Annotated in this window: 22 protein-coding genes; 6 read left to right on the top strand and 16 right to left on the bottom strand. The window is 65.8% G+C overall.

Annotated features, from left to right (window positions below; all coding sequences use genetic code 11):
* Positions 1-19: 19 nt before the first annotated feature.
* The 4 genes from atpE to ACH34W_RS16940 all read right to left on the bottom strand — a co-directional run bounded on the left by atpE (position 20) and on the right by ACH34W_RS16940 (position 1,997).
* Positions 20-247 (bottom strand): ATP synthase F0 subunit C, encoded by a 228-nt coding sequence (gene atpE / locus ACH34W_RS16955; RefSeq protein ID WP_395961843.1) that lies wholly within the window; start codon positions 245-247, stop codon positions 20-22.
* A gap of 72 nt (positions 248-319) precedes the next feature.
* Positions 320-1,132, bottom strand: a complete 813-nt coding sequence (atpB, locus tag ACH34W_RS16950; protein ID WP_395961842.1) for a F0F1 ATP synthase subunit A — start codon at positions 1,130-1,132, stop codon at positions 320-322.
* Positions 1,133-1,244: 112 nt separating this feature from the next.
* Positions 1,245-1,475, bottom strand: coding sequence for an AtpZ/AtpI family protein (locus tag ACH34W_RS16945; protein WP_395961841.1), 231 nt, complete (start codon positions 1,473-1,475; stop codon positions 1,245-1,247).
* Positions 1,476-1,556: 81 nt separating this feature from the next.
* Positions 1,557-1,997, bottom strand: coding sequence for a hypothetical protein (locus ACH34W_RS16940; protein WP_395961840.1), 441 nt, complete (start codon positions 1,995-1,997; stop codon positions 1,557-1,559).
* A 304-nt stretch (positions 1,998-2,301) separates the two neighbouring features.
* On the opposite strand from ACH34W_RS16940, the gene ACH34W_RS16935 reads away from it, so the two are divergent.
* The gene (locus tag ACH34W_RS16935) at positions 2,302-2,778 is read left to right on the top strand and encodes a hypothetical protein (RefSeq protein WP_395961839.1); all 477 of its coding nucleotides are present in this window, start codon (positions 2,302-2,304) and stop codon (positions 2,776-2,778) included.
* Between the two features lie 112 nt (positions 2,779-2,890).
* Here ACH34W_RS16935 and ACH34W_RS16930 read toward each other — a convergent pair whose 3' ends face one another.
* Complete coding sequence (locus tag ACH34W_RS16930) at positions 2,891-4,048, bottom strand: glycosyltransferase family 4 protein (protein ID WP_395961838.1); 1,158 nt, start codon at positions 4,046-4,048, stop codon at positions 2,891-2,893.
* An 87-nt stretch (positions 4,049-4,135) separates the two neighbouring features.
* Positions 4,136-5,152, bottom strand: coding sequence for a DUF2207 domain-containing protein (locus tag ACH34W_RS16925; RefSeq protein WP_395961837.1), 1,017 nt, complete (start codon positions 5,150-5,152; stop codon positions 4,136-4,138).
* Between the two features lie 83 nt (positions 5,153-5,235).
* On the opposite strand from ACH34W_RS16925, the gene ACH34W_RS16920 reads away from it, so the two are divergent.
* The 3 genes from ACH34W_RS16920 to ACH34W_RS16910 are packed head-to-tail and all read left to right on the top strand — an operon-like array spanning position 5,236 to position 8,374.
* Positions 5,236-5,706 (top strand): hypothetical protein, encoded by a 471-nt coding sequence (locus tag ACH34W_RS16920; RefSeq protein WP_395961836.1) that lies wholly within the window; start codon positions 5,236-5,238, stop codon positions 5,704-5,706.
* 50 nt (positions 5,707-5,756) lie between these two features.
* Positions 5,757-7,706: a sensor histidine kinase gene (locus ACH34W_RS16915; RefSeq protein ID WP_395961835.1), complete on the top strand. Its 1,950-nt coding sequence runs from the start codon at positions 5,757-5,759 to the stop codon at positions 7,704-7,706.
* Positions 7,703-8,374, top strand: a complete 672-nt coding sequence (locus ACH34W_RS16910; protein ID WP_395961834.1) for a response regulator — start codon at positions 7,703-7,705, stop codon at positions 8,372-8,374. Before ACH34W_RS16915 ends, ACH34W_RS16910 begins: the two co-directional genes overlap by 4 nt.
* Here the strand turns inward: ACH34W_RS16910 and ACH34W_RS16905 are convergent.
* Complete coding sequence (locus ACH34W_RS16905; protein ID WP_395961833.1) at positions 8,371-8,640, bottom strand: hypothetical protein; 270 nt, start codon at positions 8,638-8,640, stop codon at positions 8,371-8,373. The genes ACH34W_RS16910 and ACH34W_RS16905 overlap by 4 nt on opposite strands.
* A gap of 3 nt (positions 8,641-8,643) precedes the next feature.
* On the bottom strand, positions 8,644-8,793 hold the full coding sequence (locus ACH34W_RS16900; RefSeq protein WP_395961832.1) for a hypothetical protein: 150 nt from the start codon (positions 8,791-8,793) through the stop codon (positions 8,644-8,646).
* A gap of 381 nt (positions 8,794-9,174) precedes the next feature.
* On the opposite strand from ACH34W_RS16900, the gene ACH34W_RS16895 reads away from it, so the two are divergent.
* Both ACH34W_RS16895 and ACH34W_RS16890 read left to right on the top strand, forming a co-directional pair.
* A complete protein-coding gene (locus tag ACH34W_RS16895; RefSeq protein ID WP_395961831.1) occupies positions 9,175-9,675 on the top strand; it encodes a hypothetical protein in 501 nt (166 codons plus the stop codon).
* 119 nt (positions 9,676-9,794) lie between these two features.
* Positions 9,795-10,259 (top strand): hypothetical protein, encoded by a 465-nt coding sequence (locus tag ACH34W_RS16890; protein ID WP_395961830.1) that lies wholly within the window; start codon positions 9,795-9,797, stop codon positions 10,257-10,259.
* Between the two features lie 9 nt (positions 10,260-10,268).
* Here the strand turns inward: ACH34W_RS16890 and ACH34W_RS16885 are convergent, their stop codons facing one another.
* The 8 genes from ACH34W_RS16885 to ACH34W_RS16850 form a co-directional block, all read right to left on the bottom strand.
* On the bottom strand, positions 10,269-11,483 hold the full coding sequence (locus tag ACH34W_RS16885; RefSeq protein ID WP_395961829.1) for a hypothetical protein: 1,215 nt from the start codon (positions 11,481-11,483) through the stop codon (positions 10,269-10,271).
* A complete protein-coding gene (locus tag ACH34W_RS16880; RefSeq protein ID WP_395961828.1) occupies positions 11,480-11,989 on the bottom strand; it encodes an RNA polymerase sigma factor in 510 nt (169 codons plus the stop codon). The genes ACH34W_RS16885 and ACH34W_RS16880 overlap by 4 nt, the downstream gene beginning before the upstream one ends.
* A gap of 175 nt (positions 11,990-12,164) precedes the next feature.
* The gene (locus tag ACH34W_RS16875; RefSeq protein WP_395961827.1) at positions 12,165-12,854 is read right to left on the bottom strand and encodes a BTAD domain-containing putative transcriptional regulator; all 690 of its coding nucleotides are present in this window, start codon (positions 12,852-12,854) and stop codon (positions 12,165-12,167) included.
* A gap of 344 nt (positions 12,855-13,198) precedes the next feature.
* Positions 13,199-13,999, bottom strand: coding sequence for a hypothetical protein (locus ACH34W_RS16870; RefSeq protein WP_395961826.1), 801 nt, complete (start codon positions 13,997-13,999; stop codon positions 13,199-13,201).
* A gap of 130 nt (positions 14,000-14,129) precedes the next feature.
* On the bottom strand, positions 14,130-14,423 hold the full coding sequence (locus tag ACH34W_RS16865) for a hypothetical protein (protein WP_395961825.1): 294 nt from the start codon (positions 14,421-14,423) through the stop codon (positions 14,130-14,132).
* A gap of 673 nt (positions 14,424-15,096) precedes the next feature.
* A complete protein-coding gene (locus ACH34W_RS16860; RefSeq protein ID WP_395961824.1) occupies positions 15,097-15,402 on the bottom strand; it encodes a DUF397 domain-containing protein in 306 nt (101 codons plus the stop codon).
* Positions 15,403-15,653: 251 nt separating this feature from the next.
* Complete coding sequence (locus ACH34W_RS16855; RefSeq protein ID WP_395962231.1) at positions 15,654-15,827, bottom strand: DUF397 domain-containing protein; 174 nt, start codon at positions 15,825-15,827, stop codon at positions 15,654-15,656.
* Between the two features lie 8 nt (positions 15,828-15,835).
* Positions 15,836-16,651 carry a helix-turn-helix transcriptional regulator gene (locus ACH34W_RS16850; protein WP_395961823.1) on the bottom strand — a complete coding sequence of 272 codons (816 nt, stop codon included), beginning with the start codon at positions 16,649-16,651 and terminating at the stop codon, positions 15,836-15,838.
* Between the last annotated feature and the right edge of the window lie 47 nt (positions 16,652-16,698).

Below are 16,698 nucleotides of genomic sequence, written 5' to 3'. Positions count from 1 at the left end.
CAGGAAAGTGCCAGGAGGGTCAGGCGCTGTGGACGAAGCCCACAACGAAACCGATGAGGGCCAGCGCCTCGGTGAGCGCGAAGCCCAGCAGCATGTTCTGACGGATCACGTTGGTCAGCTCCGGCTGGCGGGCAATGGCCTGCACGCCCTGACCGAAGATGATGCCCACACCGACGCCGGGGCCGATGGCGGCGAGACCGTACGCGATGGAGCCAAGGTCGCCGTTGACAGCAGCGAGAGTGCCCATTCTGATTTCCTTCTCAGTCGGCCGGTGGGGTTGTGGCCACCGGAGCTTGTGGTTGCGGAGTTGAAGATCGGGTCAGTGCTCTGGGTGCAGCGCGCCGCCGATGTACGAGGCGGCCAGCAGGGTGAAGATGAACGCCTGCAGGCTCTGCACGAAGATCTCGAACGCGGTCATGATGATCGACATCAGGAATCCGACGATGCCGATGCCCGCGCCCAGGACCGTGAGCTTCTCGGCCAGGAACCACCATGCGACGCTCGCGAAGAAGGCGATCAGCAGGTGACCGGCGAACATGTTGGCGAAGAGCCGGACCGCGTGGGTGAAGGGCCGGAGGATGATGTTGGACAGCAGCTCGATCGGCGCGAGGATCACGTAGATCGGCCCCGGCAGGCCGGGCGGGAACATCATGTTCTTGAAGTAGCCGACCAGACCCTGGTTCTTGATGCTGAGGAACAACATCATCACGTAGACCGCGAGGGCCAGGACGATCGGGATCGCGATGTGCGACGTGGCCGGCAACTGCAGCACCGGGATCACGCCGGACACGTTCATGAAGAGGATGAAGAAGAAGGTGGAGAAGAGGAACGGCATCCACCGGTCGCCGTCCGCGCCGATCATGGGCCGGGCGACCTGGTCACGAACGAAGAGGTAGGCGACCTCTCCGACGTTCTGTACGCCCTTCGGCACCAGCTGCGGCGCGTGGAACGCACGCCACGCGAAGACGATGATCGCCAAGGCGGACAGCAGGACGATGAGGGTCGGCTTCGTCAGCCAGTCGAGCCACGCGGGTCCGTTCTCGAACAGCGGCGGCCAGTCGAAGATGTTGAGCCCGGGGACGTGGTCTTGGAACGTCTCACCCTCGGCGGCGAGGAGGCGCGGCGCGCTCACGCGGCAGTCCCTTCGTCAGTGACCAACTGTTCGGTCGGTGCTTGCTTGTGCGTGCCCGAGAGGCGCGACTTGATTCCAAAGACGGTGGTGGTCTTCTCCGCAGGCGGGAGCGTCAGCGCCCGTAGCGGTTGTAGACCAGGTAGAGCGCGAGACCGAGGCCCACCAGAACTCCGATGGGGAACAGCGCCGAAGTGCCCAGCCAGCGATCCAGCAACCAGCCGAGGCCGCCGTAGACGGCCATTCCGCTCAGCACGTAGCTGGGAATGGACCAGGCGGCGTTGGCGAAGTTGCGGTGATCCGAATCCTCGGACCCCGGATCGGGCCGATGCCCCTCCTCGCTCATCGCAGGACGGACCATAGCAGGCCACCCCCCTCGTGGTCATATTGGAGTAGTCCACTCGTGCCAACGCCGCCCACGAGGCCATCACGGACTCCGGTCAGCGGGGGCCTTCGGGCCGTCGGCGGGCTCTGCGGGCTCGTCGATATAGAGCGTCTTGGTCGTGAGGGTGTGGCGGATCTCAGCGCTGATCCACACCAGGGTCAGGGCGATCACCGCCCACGCGAAGGCCTTGTTGTTCCAGGCGGTCACATCCTCAAAGACCGAGATCAGCACGAACATGCCGAGGATCTTGAAGATGTAGCTGAAGACGGCGGCAGCGAACATCATCTGCGCGGAGATCTTGGATGCGTAGCTGACAGCCACCACACTGATGCTGAAGAATGCGATCACCACGACGGTGGCGATTGCGGCACCCAGCGCCCCCTTGGCTCCGCCGAGCAGGAGGCCGGCCACGATGGCGACGGCACCCGCAAGGGCGGACGGGATCGCGGCGCCGCGGAGAATCCGGGCGTCGGAAGGCTGCATGTGGGCTCCGGCTGGTCACTTTCAGTGTTCTTTCTGGTTCGTGAAAGGTATCACAAGCGTCCAGAACGTCCGCAATTACCCTAGAGGTAACGCATCGACGATCGCGCTCGTCACTCTCCCCACACGGACTGTAGCCCAGGTCATCACGTCGTTCCCCGGAAAGCCCCTGGCCGGAGACAGGCACCTGCGCTGACCGGCGCCGGAGACAGCTCGAAGACATCCTGGAGACATCCCTCTGGTTCGCTCGCGCCGGGCTCAACGAAGCCCCCGCCCAGACAGGCGGATCCCCCAGGAAAGGACCATCATGGCTCCTGCGGCGAAAATCGCGGCGATGACGGCCTGCGCCGGTGCGGCGCTGTCCATCGGAGCGTTGACCAGCTCTCCGGCCTCTGCCCTGACAACCCAGGTGGCGGCTCCCGCCGTCCAGCAGGCTCCCGCCGTCCAGCAGGCTCCGGCCGACCCACAGGCTTCGACCGCCGCCTGCCGGAACACGTGGAGCAAGATCTCCGGCGCCTCGGTCACCGGGCGTATCTGCTGGAGCGGTTCCAAGGTCTGGGCGTCCGGGAAGATGTACGACCTCAAGGGCGACAACCGCTCCGCCTGCATCAAGGTCCGCTACGTCAAGAAGTACGTCCGAGAGTCGATTCTCGACTGCATCGACAAGAGCAAGCCTGGCAAGACCGAGGGTTGGAGCTTCAGCTCCAAGGGAGTCAAGAAGTTCTACATCAAGGCCTGCACCAGGAACAAGCTGAGGTCCTCGTGCGACTCGAAGTGGCGCTGAGCTAGCCGTCGACGACATCTCAGCAGGCCTCTCATGGGCGCGGCATCTCCCACAGTCTCCCGTGGAGATGCCGCGCCTTCCGCTTCTCCGCCCGTCAGACGGGTTCGCCCCGTCAGACGGGTTGGCGGGGGCGGGGGGCGGGAGCCGGGCTGCCTGCGTGACGGGGGTTGCGGCGGCGCATGCGCGGGACGCCGAGCATCACCACGACTCCCGCGATCGCGACCACGATGGTGACCGAGGACACGAGCGCCACCGAGTTGGTGGTCGAGAGCCCGACCAGGCTGGACGCGATCAGCGCGACCCAGAAGTACATGATCAGGACAGCGCGCCGGTGCGAGTGGCCGAGCTCCAGCAATCTGTGATGGAGATGTTGTTTGTCGGGGGCGAACGGAGAGTGTCCCTGGTTCGTACGGCGCCAGACCGCGAGCAACATGTCGATGAACGGCACGGCCGCGACCGCGGGCACCAGCAGGATGGGCACCCAGAACGGCATCTGGGCGTAGGCGCCGATGACGGCGGGGTCGAACGTTCCGGTCAGCATGATCGTCGCAGCGCTCAGCAGCAGGCCGATGAGCATCGACCCGGTGTCGCCCATGAAGATCCGCGCCGGGTTGAAGTTGTGCGGCAGGAACCCCGCGCAGACGCCGACCAGCACCGCCGCCGTCAGGGTCGAGCCGGCCAGCGTGGTCAGGCCCTTGGTGTACGAGAGCAGGTAGGCGTAGGAGAACAGCGCCATCGCGGCGATCCCCACCACGCCCGCGGCCAGCCCGTCGAGGCCGTCGATGAAGTTCACCGCGTTGATCGTGGCGACCACGACGAAGACGGTCAGCGGCACGCCGTACGCCGGAGGCAGCGACATCGCCTCGCCGGAGGGCAGCGGCAGCTGGTAGAGCTGGATGCCCTGCATGACGAAGATGCCGGCCGCCGCGACCTGGCCCGCGAACTTGGTCAGCGCGTCCACGCCCCAGCGGTCGTCGGCGATGCCGACCAGCACGATCAGCCCGCCTGAGAGCAGCAGCGCCTTGCCGGTGCCGATGTCGGCGTTGGCCAGGACCTGGCCCATGACCGGCAGCCCGTGGGCGAGCACGAGCGCCGCCGCCAGGCCGCCGAACATCGCCAGCCCGCCCAACCGCGGCGTCGGGATGACGTGGACGTCGCGGTCGCGGGGCTCGGCCTGGGCGCCGAACCACACGGCGAAGCTGCGCACGGCCGGAGTCAGCAGGTAGGTGACGAGGGCGGCGACCAGGATGGTGAGCAGGTACTCGCGCACGCCCTGCGCCTCCCCTCACCGTCGCCGTCTGTTAATCAGAAGTACACCGGGGACGATGTGTTCATCCTGACGGCGTTCCGACCAACTCTAATCTCCCAATCCGGTCACCGCTGCGTGTTCCGTTGTCCGAGATCGCCGCGTTCCGACGGCAGCGGCCCCGGTGATCACCAGCGCGAGGCCCGCCAGACACCCGTCACCCAGCGAGAACGCCCAGAAACCGCGGACCATGATGTCATCGGCGAGATCCGCGACGATCAGCACCGTGCCCACCGCCATCAGCGTCTCCCCGGCGTACGGGCGCGGCGCCGGACGGCGTGCCAGCAGGACGACGGCGGCGAGCGCCAGCGCGAGCGCGGCGGTGCCCACCCACGTTCCCTGCCAGTGCGGACGGGCATAGTGCGGCGGCGGCACCTTGATCGCGCCCTTGGGCAGGCTGACGCGGATGGTCATGGTCTCGCGCGGCCGCAGCCCGCTCTGCGTGAAGTCGACCGCGTACGGGCCGTCGCGATCGCGCAGGCACCGGGTGGCGGACTCGGCCGTCCCCGCCTGGCACTTGACGCGCTTGAGCGGGACAGGCCCCTCCACCCGTACGGCCGCCTCGCCGATCGGCACGTCCCAGTCGCTGCCGAGCGCGTCCCACAGCAGCTCGTCATGACCCTCGTACGGCGTGAACGCCCAGGCCACGTCGTACTCGATCACATACGCCTGCCGCCCGCGCACCCGGCGCCGGTCATCACCGACGTTGATCTGCACGTCGTGCAGCAGCTTGGCGGTCTGGGCACGGGCCGGCGCGCCGGTTGAGGAGCTGGTGCGGACGTCGCGGATGTCGAACAGCCGGTTCTTCTTGCGGTACGAGACGCGTCGTACGATCCCGTGCTCGCCGCCCAGGTCGAAGTCGTAGGTGATGGTCTCGCGGACGTGCAGCAGCCCGTCGGACCGGATCGTGAGCACCACGTCGTAGGTCGGAATGCTCTCGGCCACCGGCGGCGGCTCAGGCGCGGCATGCGCGGGCAGAGCGAACATGGGCAGGCCGAGAACGGTGGTCAGCAGCAGCATCCCCGCGGTGACCACCGGGCCCCGGAACCAGCCACGCACCTCAGGCATGTCCCCACCGTCGCCGCGTGCTTGACGTAATGAAGTGATTACCCTGCGAAGTGCAACGGCACTCTGCGTCTAAGCTACGTGCCGTGTCCACTGCCGGGTTCGGCCTTCTCGGGGGATTCATCGGGACCGCCCTGATCACAGGTTGCGCCTGGGGGCCCGCGCTCTCGGAATCCTCCGATCGCCTCGAAGCCGACGCCTCCCACGTTCTGCGGGACGGCGCCGAACGCCTCAGCGGACCGGGCGCCCGCCCCCGCACGCTCAGCGACCGGACGGACCCGTGCGGGGATGGACGAGCCCGGCGAACGTTGCGCGCCGAACTCCCGCTCCGCCCCGGCCCGTCCCCCGTCGTGCTCGTCGACCAGGCGACCGGCATCATGCTCGGCCTGATCAGCGACCGCGACTACCGCCTCGCCGAACCACCCCGCGGCAAGGGAGAGCACCGCTCGTTCGCCATGACCCGCGACAACCCGGCCGTCACGTTCACAGTCCGCCTCGAAGGCAACCGACGCCCCAGGATGACCTTGGACGGCGCCACCCCCTGCCTTCCTGACTGAGCCCTGGGAGTTAGCTGAAAGTTGGGTAATGGCCCCATAAGGTCATTCCCGTGAGGACTGACGGGGGCGTCCAGCGGTGGCCGAGCGTGGCGGACTTCGCCGTGCCCGCGATCACTGCGGCCTTCCAACTGGGCGTCACCTACCTGATCGCGCTGGAAGAGCCCCTGGACAAGCGGCAGTGGATGGTGTTCAACGTCGCCGTCGCCTGCTCGTGCGTCGCGCTGATCTGGCGGCGCGTGGCCCCCGTCCAGGTGCTGGCGGTGGTGGTGCTGATCAACGGGATCGGCCAGCTGGCAGTCGGCACCGGGGACACGCTGGTCGACGGGGTGACCGACGCGATCGCCCTCTACTCGCTGGCGGTGCACCGGGGCCCCCGGCACGCGATGATCGGCGGCTTCGCCGCCTGCGCCGTGGTCAGCCTGGCGTCCGCCCCCCATCTGAACGGCGGGACGGACCTGTGGTTGGACACGCTCGCGAACGTGCTCTTCTATGTGGCGATCACCGCGCTGGGGCAGATCCGGCGCCAGCGCAAGGCGCGGCGGCTGGAGTTGACCGCCCGGCTGGCCGAAGCCGAGCAGGAACGTCGTGCGGCTGCGGAGGCAGAACGCGAGCGGCTCGCCCGCGACCTGCACGACGTCGCCGGGCACCATCTCAGCGCCGTGGTGGTCCACAGCGGCGCGGCCGCGCGCCTGGACGATCCGGAACTGACCACCGGAGCACTGACGGTCGCCGCGGAGACCGGCCGCGATGTCCTCAAATCGCTGAGCAAGCTCGTGGACGTCGTGGGGCCTGAAGCCGGAGACGGCGAGCTGAAGTCGCTGCTCCCGCCGCTGTGCCACGGCCTGACCCGGCTGGGCATCCCGGTCTCGCTGACGGTCGAGGGCCGGCCGCGGAAGCTGCCCCCCGAGGTCACCACCGCCGCGTACCGCATCGTTCAGGAGTCCCTGACCAACGCGATGCGGTACGCGTCGGGCGCGCCGGTGCGGGTGGAGGCCCGTTACACCTCGGCGGCCCTGGAGGTGACGGTCGCGAACGACCCTCCCGGTGAGGACGGCGCCGTGCCCGTCCTCGGCACCAACCGCGGGATCACCGGCATGCGGGAACGGGCAGCCGGACTCGGGGGCACGCTCGACGCGGGCCCGTGCCCGAAGGGCGGCTGGTCGGTCGACGCGATCCTGCCGACCACCCCGGCAGGGCCACGGCGCGGCCTGGACTGGCCGGAGGTCCTCGATGCCACCGCCATCGCGTTCTGCGTGGGAGCGCCGGCCATCCTGGCCTTCGCGCTCCAGGAAGAGTCGATCGTGCAAGGCTGGTCGGTCGGCGCGATGATGCTCATCACGGTGGCGTTGTTCGGCCGCGCGCTCCCGCTGTGGTGGCGGCGGCGCAACCCGTACGGCACGCTCATCGCCCTGGTCGTCGTGGACTCGATCTGGGCAGCGGTCGCGGCACGGCTGTCCGAGCCGCTCCTGGGTGTGCTCGCGGTGGGATTCCCGGCGGAGCTGATCGCGGTCTATTCCGTGGCCTGCTATGCCCGCAAGGGCAGACCGACCTGGCCCGCCGTGCTCATCGGCCCCATCCCGTGGGCAGTGGCGATCGGAGCCGCGCTCGCGGTGGATCCGGAGCCCGATGAGCCCGGCGCGGCCGTCTTCGCGCTCATGTTCGGGCTTGTCGCGGGCGGCATGTTCTCGGCGCTGACGCTCCTGCCGTTCTGGGCCTGGGGGAAGGCCGTCGCCGCCCGGAGCAGGGGCTGGGAGATCAACGCCCTGGAGACCATGGCCGCCCGTACGGGCGAGGCGGTGCTGGCGGAGCGCCACCGCATCGCGATGGGACTGCGCGGGACGGTCTTCGACCACACCTCCCGGCTCGTACGCGCCGCCGAGGCGGGCCTCGCCGGCACCGCCGCCGACGCACAGGCGGCCCTCGAGGTCGTCACCGAACAGGCACGGGCGGCGCTCGTCGACATGCGTGAGCTGCTGGACGCGATGGAGGAACAGACGTGAGCATCCGGGTGCTGGTGGTGGACGACCAGCATGTCGTCCGCGCGGGCTTCACCGCGATCATCGACGGCGAGCCCGACCTGGAGGTGGTCGGACAGGCGGGGGACGGCGCGGAGGCCCTGCGTGCCGTACGCGAGCTGCGGCCCGACGTCGTTCTCATGGACATCCGCATGCCCGGCATGGACGGGCTGACCGCCACCCGTGAGCTCACCGGCGGCCCGGAGGCGACGGCCCGCATCCTGGTGCTCACCACGTTCCACCGGGATGAGTATGTGTACGGCGCGCTCCGCGCGGGCGCGTCCGGCTTCCTGCTCAAGGACTGCGACCCGCAGGAACTCGTCGACGCCATCCGCACGGTCGCCGAGGGCGCGGCCATGCTCGCCCCCGCCGTCACCCGCCGCCTGATCGACGCGTTCGTCAGCGGGACCGTCGCCCCGCCCTCACCGGCGGACGACCGCCTCGACCTGCTCACCCAGCGCGAACGCGACGTCCTCTTCCATGTGGCCCAAGGACTGAGCAACACCGAGGTCGGCGCGACGCTCGGCATCGGCACCGCCACCGTCAAGACCCACGTGAACGCGATCCTCACGAAGCTGGACCTCCGCGACCGCGTCCAAGCCACGATCTTCGCCTACGACGCCGGCCTCGTACGCCCCGGTCAAAGGGGCTAGAAGACCAGCCATTTGGCCAGCACGACGATGGCGCCGATCGTCCAGAAGCCAGCGAGCTTCTTCCACTGGCGCCGTCGTACGGCCCCGGCCACGCCCCAGAGCGCGACGCTCAGCGCCACGATGACCAGGCCGAAGGCCAGCCAGCGCCACACACCATGGTCGGAGAACTTCAACGCAGCCCACGCCGCGCCAGCGGGGACGGCCGCCACGACCCACAACGCGTCAAGCGAGAAGTCGTCCGTCTCGTTCTCTTCGTTGGCGACCATGGCTCAGAACACCCCTTTGGCGTACGCAAACGCTACGAAGAAGGCCAGGCCGACCACGACCGTGATGAGGGCTTCGTACGCCCCACGGAACCACGCCAGCCAGCCGCTCTCGCCCTGCTGCTCGGAGCCCGCGTCCTTCTCGTTCTCGGCCATGTACCAAGCGAACCGTGTCGCCGCTCTCCGCGCGTCATACGCCGGAATGGACCCGTATCAGCCCTTCGATAGCCCTCAGACTCAATCCCAGGGTGGAGATGTGATCAACTTCACGCCACTGAAACAACCCAAGCAAGCGTCGGGAAATTTGTCATCTTCTGTCCGATTTTTGGAGTGACGACGCCCCCTCGGCAGGCGCTCTGAAGACTTGGCACACGAGTCTCAGGCGTCTCCCAAGACTGTTGGACGTCCATTGCGGGGGATTTGTTCGCACAGCCGACCACCCCTGGTCAACCCCTAAGCCGACCATAAAAATGATCTTGCTGCGACTGCTACGTTGACCTGGCTTTATCTCCGAGATTTCAGTGCATGGAGGGATTCATGCGGCGTTTTGCAGCCGTTGCTCTGTCCGCCGGAACCCTGATGGCCGGCATGGCCGCCATCAGCGCCCCCGCCCAGGCCGACTCCGCCAAGCTGGTGGACTCCGCTGCCTCGACGGCCGCCTCGACGGCCGCCGCCCCCACGGCCTCGGCAGCCGCGCGCAGCTGGAAGGCGATCAACTCCTACCCCAGGATCAACGCCTGGGGCACCTACACCCGTAGCGGCGGCAAGACCTATGTGAAGGCCTACCTGCAGGACACGAAGGCGAACTACTACACGGCCTGCGTCCGATTCCTCTTCCAGGAGGGCAAGAGGGCTACTTGGTCACGCCACCACATCGTCGGCGTCCGACCGAACGGCACGCGCTACTTCTTCGACGGCGAGGGCACGATCACGATCCGGACGAGTTCCAGCTACAGCAGCCACCTTTGGGTGCAGGAGTGCGGCCGCAGCTCGAAGACCAAAAAGTTCTACTACGGCAAGGGTAAGAAGCTCTTCTGATCCCTGTCCCGCTCCCATCGCGGACCATGCAAGGGCCTGGCCTCTCAGAGGTCGGGCCCTTGTCATTTGGGAGTGCTAGGTTCGGATCGTTCCGCCAGGCTCGCATCGAAGGGAACGCCATGCGCCGCCGTCTCGCCGCCGCGACCGTCGCATCCGTGACCGCAGTCTCCGTCAGCACGATCAGCGCCGTTACGAGCGAGGCGAACGCCGCCGCCGGGCGCAAGTGGGCGACGAAGGCCAGCTACACGAGCATCAAGGTAGGCGGCACGTACACGCGTACTTCGAAGAGAGTCACTATCAGGGGCTGGCTACAGGATCTGAAAAAGAATGGCCTTGCTGCAGCCGTTCAGTTCCGAGCCACCGAAGGCAGCGGAAAGCACACCAGCAAGGTGTACTTCTTCAAGAGCTCCGGTGTACCGGCGGACCTTCCTTACAAGAAGGATTACTACACGGTCTACAAGAAGAAGAAAATAAAGCAATTCTTCACTTCAGACTATACGAGCCACCTGTACATCCGGGAATGCGGACTGACGCCAAAGAAGCGCTACAAGACCGAGTGCGGCAGATGGCAGAGGGTCTACTGAGTCAAGTCGTCACCAGTCGAAGTCGGCGACACCGCCGAGGCCTTTCAGCGGATGTGCCGGGCCTCCCTTGTGCAGGTCGACGATCCCGCCGCTAGTCAGCAGGTAAAGGCCTGAAGCATCATTCTTGAAAGCGAAGATTTCCAGCCACGACGCGCTCGCCAACCGGATCTGGCGCAGCATACGGCCGTCCTGAGCCGAGAGTTCAAGCAGCTCCACCGGGCCCTGGGCCTCACTCGACGGGTCCGGAACGCTGTTCGGGCCTCCAGACTCGGCTCCCAGCTGCAATTCCATTGCAGAGGTGAGCACAGAACGGCCATCTGGACTGGCCAACGCGGACACGTAGACGGAAGGCGACGTCACTGTCTGGATGAGATTGCTGTTACCAGCCAACTGTGCCCCGCCAGACACGGAGGATTTGATCTTTCGTAGTTCTTCGGTATATCTGACGCTTGAGTCCCTGGACTGAACCCGGCGCACGAAGAAGAGCTGACTTCCATCGGCCGTCCAGGAAAGTTGGCTCGCACCATCTCCCTGCCCCGAATCATGCCATTCTCGTTGCGTGTTGGTCACCAGATCAACGACCACGATACGCGCTCTTTCCCCCGCCGCCTCCTCGCTAGACCTCGCGCTGCAGTCCAGAACGGCATATGCCAGTTTCGTGCCGTTCGGTGTGACGGCGAGTGGTCCGTTTCCGTTGTCCGGCCCGACGCCCGCGACCGGTCCGCTGGCGATCGGTTCCATCCCGATGATCTTTCCGGCGTCACTGACCCGCACCCGCTGGATCGTCGTCCGGCACGGTTTCTCCGATTGCGGCCCCGAGGTGACGTAGAACGTGCGGTTGTCGCTGAGAGCCGCCACCCCGTCGAACTCAAAGCCCTTGGGCGCCTTATGCCGGTCCACAAGCCGCCCCGTCGCCGATTCGCGGACCTCCAGGCTGAACGACGAATCATTGGGAGTGTCACCGCCGTCTACGGTGCTCGCAAAGATGAACTTGGGCATGACCGGCGTCCGCTGGAGGCGCTCCGCCGGATCGTCCCAGAGTCGCTGTGCGGTCAGGAATCCGACGAGGAGGATCAGGACGGCGGCAACCGCGCCGAGGGGCACGAGGCGGAGTCTCAGCGTCGAGGGCCGCGGTCTCTGCTCGGGCAGAGGCCGGTGCACCTGGTCGTCCACCGTGTTCGCAGTGGCCTGCAGCGCGTCGCGGAGCTTGTCCTCGATGCTCATGCCCCGACCTCCTCTCCCATCTCGCGAGCCAGCGCGGCGAGCGCCCGAGTCATGGTCGAACGCACGGTTCCCGGCCGGATGCCCATCGCCTGGGAGACCTCGTCGTCGGAGAGCTCAAGATAGAAACGAAGAACGAGCGCCTCGCGTTGCCGGCGGGGCAGACGCGACAGCGCCCGCATCACTTCACGGCGGTCTTCGCTGAGTATCACCGCCGACTCGGCAGACCATACCGGCGGTTGATGCGGCTCTGTCCTCTGCCACATCCTCTTGCGGCGCCGGAGGGTCATCCGGCAGCCGTTCAGCACCGCGGCGCGGACGTACGCCAGGAGCTTCTTCTCATCGTCCAGCCGAGGCGCCTTGTCCTGCATGCGCAGGAAGACGTCCTGGACCACGTCCTCGGCCGTCGCCTCGTCACCGACGAGAAGCACGGCCATGCGGATGAGCCCGACCTGGTGTTCCCGGTAAAGGGCTGCCAGGGCGGACGTCGCGACGACATCGGACGTCACCGCGGCCCCACCGCCAGGCAGGAAACGACGCGCCCGCGCCTGTCTTGGAAGCCCAGCGGAGAACGGCGGGCAGGCTCACGGACCACGTGGGGATCATAGGGGTCGCCGCACCCCAAGTCGCGTTATGTCCACACATGGCTAATGACCCGGGGTAAAGAAGCCGGGCAGAGAGCAGCTAAGCACTGCGCGCTACTCGCCCCCGCCCGACCAGATCGCGGAACGAGGCGCTCGGCTCCAGCCCCATCTCCCGCCGGAGCAACTGCTGGAACTTGGTGAAGACCCGCCAGGAACTCGCCAGATCCCCCCGCTCGAGATAAGCGGCGGCTATCACCCGGTGCGGCACCTCGTTGAACTCGTCCACACTCACCGCCACGCTCGCGAGCTCGATGGCGGCCGGGAAGTCCCCCGCCTGCAGCGCCCGCTCCGCCAGCCGTTCCAGCGCGAGCAGCCGGAGGCGATTCCAGCGGTCCTGCGCCTCCCACACACTCTCATCCGGCCACCCGGACAGGAGCTCCTCCCCGAGAAAGGACCATTCGGCCGGGTCGATGGACGGGCATATCTCCCCGTTGACGATCCCCCGTGCCCGACGTTCCGCCGAGCGCAGGTCCACTGAGACCGTCTCGGCCAGCCGTACACATCCCGACGCGGCGTTAAGCAGCCGGTCACCCGTCTCGCGCTTCACCCGCCAGAGCAGCTGACGCAGCCGCTTGGCCGCGCTGCAGCTCTCCAGGTCAGGCCACATCCGAACCTGCAACGCCCGTCGGGGCAACCCATCCCCCTCCAGCGCCACCGTGATGACCAGAGAACGCATCCCCTCCGTCAACGGCACCTCGAACCCGTCGAGGTGACACCGCACGGACGGCATGAGCTCCAGTGAACCCCCGTCACTCTGACATCCCGTCGACATCGTTTCCTCCGCAGCACTCCGGCCTCTGGAACCCCGTACGCAAAGTAGATGCACGAGGCCCCGCCCCTGCTGCTTCCGAAATCGAGAAATTTGAAGAAATCTCCGACGGCCGGGCGGGGCGGACGCACGGCGCCCCCGGAGCCTGGGGGCTGGCTCCGAGGGCGACTGGCACGAGGTGTTGCGGAGGTGTTCAAGCAGCCTGAACGGCCGCAGTATCCGCGCTTCTTCACGCTGCTGCAGACCGTGACGTAGGCCTTGCTTGGAGGTCTGCTGTGGCACGCCGCGCCGCGGCAGGGAGTTGCTTAACGAGTCCCCATCCAGGCCGCGAGTGCACGCACCGTGGCAGACGCCTCGTCGCCGTCGCCGAGAATGATGATCGTCGCGTCTAGATTCCCACTGACCTCGACCAGATACGCGTCGTGCAGCAGGTCGGTGATCTTCCTGACATCGCTCTCTGTCACCCGATGCACGTCGATCGCCCCGCTGGCGACCGGCACGCTCACGTGGGGGTCGTATCCCGCTTCGGGACCGACGACGACGGCACCGCGATCGGCCAGCTGCGCGGCGACCGCGCCCAAGTCACCGATGAATTCACTGAATGCCCCATCGCTCAGCCCAGAAAGTCTCGTGAAAGCAGCCATGCCAGCTTCGATGATTTCGGCAGAGACCCTCCACTCCACGCGACCGGAAGGTAGGTGCCGCCATTCAACAAAGAAAGTTCCGCCCGCCTCCGGCAACGGTCTGACCGAATAGTCAGCAGATCCCGCCAAAAAGTTCCCTTCTGCCCTCAGTTCAAGGAACTCGGGATCCGACGCATCTCCCTGAGCGCCACTCCGGCCAGGAAAACCCTCTCCCCCTGCCAAGTGAACAGATCGCCCGTCCGGATATTTAAATCCCATCCGGACACCTCCAGCGAGAGTCAACGTGAAGTCATCCATAAACGGATCCGGGGCGAAATCCTCGTCACACCGATGGTTCAGTCGCAAAGTCAGCTCCGTTGGGCTGACCATGACGCGGTCCAACCTGAGCAAAAAGCCGTTCGTCTCGGCGATGACTTTCCCGACGATTACCGTGCCGAAGACTCCGTCATCCTGCCCCATCATCCCACACCCCACACCCGCGTCTCCGAGGGTCCTGACACATCAGCGGATATGACCAGAACCACTCGCGATGGTCAACAGGAGACTACCGCGCCCGGGGTCGGTGAATCAAAACCCACCGCCCCCGGTACTCCTACCGGCAGTAGTCGCCGATGGTCGGGCTTCCCTTACTCCCTACGGTACCGGTAATCCCGTTCTTGCGAATTACCGCCAGCGACCAACTGCGCCAATAGTGCTTGCGGACATCCGGTTTGCACTTGTACTTGGCCGTCTGCGTCCGATTGACCTTGCAGTTGCGCCAGCCCTCACGCTTGACCGACTTGTTCACCCACTTCTTGGTGCCCGGATTCCAGTCCTGGAGGATGGTATACATCTTGCAGTTGTCCGGCTTGCCGAAGCATCCTGTGATCTTGGTTTGACCGTGCAATGGCCCTCCCTTCCGCAGCCGGAAGGGCTTAACGGGCTTGAAGTAACAACCAGCCTTCCATGGCCTCGCCGAGGTATTCGCGGTCGATTTTCCAACGACTGTGGAGGTGATGATTCCCTCGGTTCGAGAGAGTCGTGAGGCGTCGGACGTGCTTGCCGATGAAACGGGAGCTAGCGCGATCGTCGTCACAGCCATAATTGCCGCCGCTGCGCCGCAGGCATGCTGAATCCTGGAGCTCAAGAAATTCCTCTCATCTCGCGGTTGCTTTCCAGAGGAAAGACAACCTCGTGGACGTCTCCGCGCCGTCGTGGAAACGCCTCCGCCCCGTCTCCGTACCGTCTCCGGCAGTGTTCAGGGCGACGAAGGTTTTCTCGAAATGGCCAAACGCATCGGGCAACGCGAAACAGGCCGAGCAGCTCGGGTGCTGGAACATCGCAAGGTAACGAACAGGAGTTTCGGCCTAGTGCTGACTAGATCAGCATCATCCGGCATGGCACCTGTCTGTGCAGGTAGAGAGCTAGATTCGTCAATCAGAGACTCAGGCCTGTTGGAGCCTTCTGGAGCCCCATTCGACCCCATCCGTGGGGATTGAGGGAGGTGGCGACTGGTCTACGCCCCAGACATAGCAGAGCCCCCGCACACATGCCGGGGGCTCATGGGCTCATTTCGTTCTCTACAGATCCAGCTCTGCCCGCTTCACGCGGGCCACAAGAGCCGCGAAGCTCCCAGTGGACAGGGGCAGGTGTCCACTCTCAGGGGCCTTGGAGGCCCTGACGCCCACGACAGCGCCAAGGTTGGCTAGCTCTACGCAAGCGCCGTCTTGGCTGCCTTCGCTGCGGCTACTCTTACGCCACTTGGCCGTCACCTGATCGCCTCCATGATCCCAACGTCGCCGCCCACTGCTACCGACAGGTGTTGAACACCGACAGCGCCCGCGGCTTGCGCCAGCGTTCCAGCCCGACCGAAGGCGCCTAGTCATGTCCCGTCAGGCAGCGCGTCCAGCAGCAGGATCGGCCCCGGCCTGGTCGACGATCCGCAATCCGTCCGCGGACACGCCTACCTTGGTATACCGGGCTGTAGTTTTCACGCGAAAAGTGCCTTCTGGATTGGCACGGCCAGGACTCTCGACAAGCCCTATCGTTCCAGCTCGAAGACGCTTTACTTGTCTATACAGACCACGCCATCCCAGCGCTGATGAAAGCCCGAGGCAAGTATGGGTAGTGTTGCGGCTCAGGACGCGTCCTTGATCTGCCGTACAAGGTCGGCGAACCTCGCAGGCGAGAGGGCGAGGTGTCCGCTATCCGGGTCCTTGCTGTCTCGTATGCCGATCGTGCCTGTGAGCTGGGTAACCTCTACGCACTGGGAAGTGGTCCCATCCGAGGAGTGACTGCTCTTACGCCACATCGGAGTTGTCACTTCAAGGTCTCCATCAGTTGCTTGATCAGAGCTCGGGAGGCGTCGATGGGGAGGGCGACCGTACCGATCTGATCGAACTTTACTGCAAACCTCTCAACCTCTGCGGGGTCGGCCACCAGCCGTCCTCCATGGAAGGCATCGACGTATCCGACCTGGCCCTCCTTGACTTTGATGATCTTGAATGAGCCGTCGAGACCGGGGTTTGCGCCGGCCGAGTTGGGAACGACGCGGAGGAACACGTTCGGTAGTTCCGAGAATTCGAGGAGCTTGCCGAGTTGTTCACGCATCACGGTTGCGCCTCCGACCAGGCAACCCAGGGCTGTCTCGGCCAACAACACCCACACGTCGGGTGGACTCTTCCTGGTCAAGATGCTCTGACGTGACATCCGAGCGCTCACTGCGAGGTCGAGGTCGAGGCCGGGTTCACGGCCTTCGATCAGAAGTGCTCGTGCGTACGCGGGCGTCTGGAACAGGGCGGGGATGAGTTGGCCGCTGTAGATCTTCATGCTCGAAGCACGGGCCTCGAACTCCGTGAAGCTCTTGAACCACGTCGGATCGTGGCCCTGGCGGGCGTACCAGACCATGATCCCGAAGTGGCCGCCCGTGTTCCATGCCTCGTCCAGGATGGCGGCCTGCTTCTCGTCCAGCTTCGCCTCGCCGTTCTCAAGTCTGGAAATTGATGAGCGTGCGCAGTTGAGCAGCTTGCCCACGGCGTCTCCCGTGAGGCCGCGCTGCATTCGATGGAACCGCAGCGAGTAGGCGATCCACGCCCACATTGAGGACCGTGGATCTGGAGATTCGTTGATGTTCATCGAACCGCCTCCACATTCGCGAAGTTCCGAAGTTCCATCGGAACAAC

The sequence above is a fragment of the Actinomadura sp. 6N118 genome (genome assembly GCF_044326415.1).
In the GTDB taxonomy this organism is placed as follows: Bacteria; Actinomycetota; Actinomycetes; order Streptosporangiales; family Streptosporangiaceae; genus Spirillospora.
Note: the sequence above shows the minus strand (reverse complement) of the source record. Positions and strands in the feature narration are given on the sequence as shown.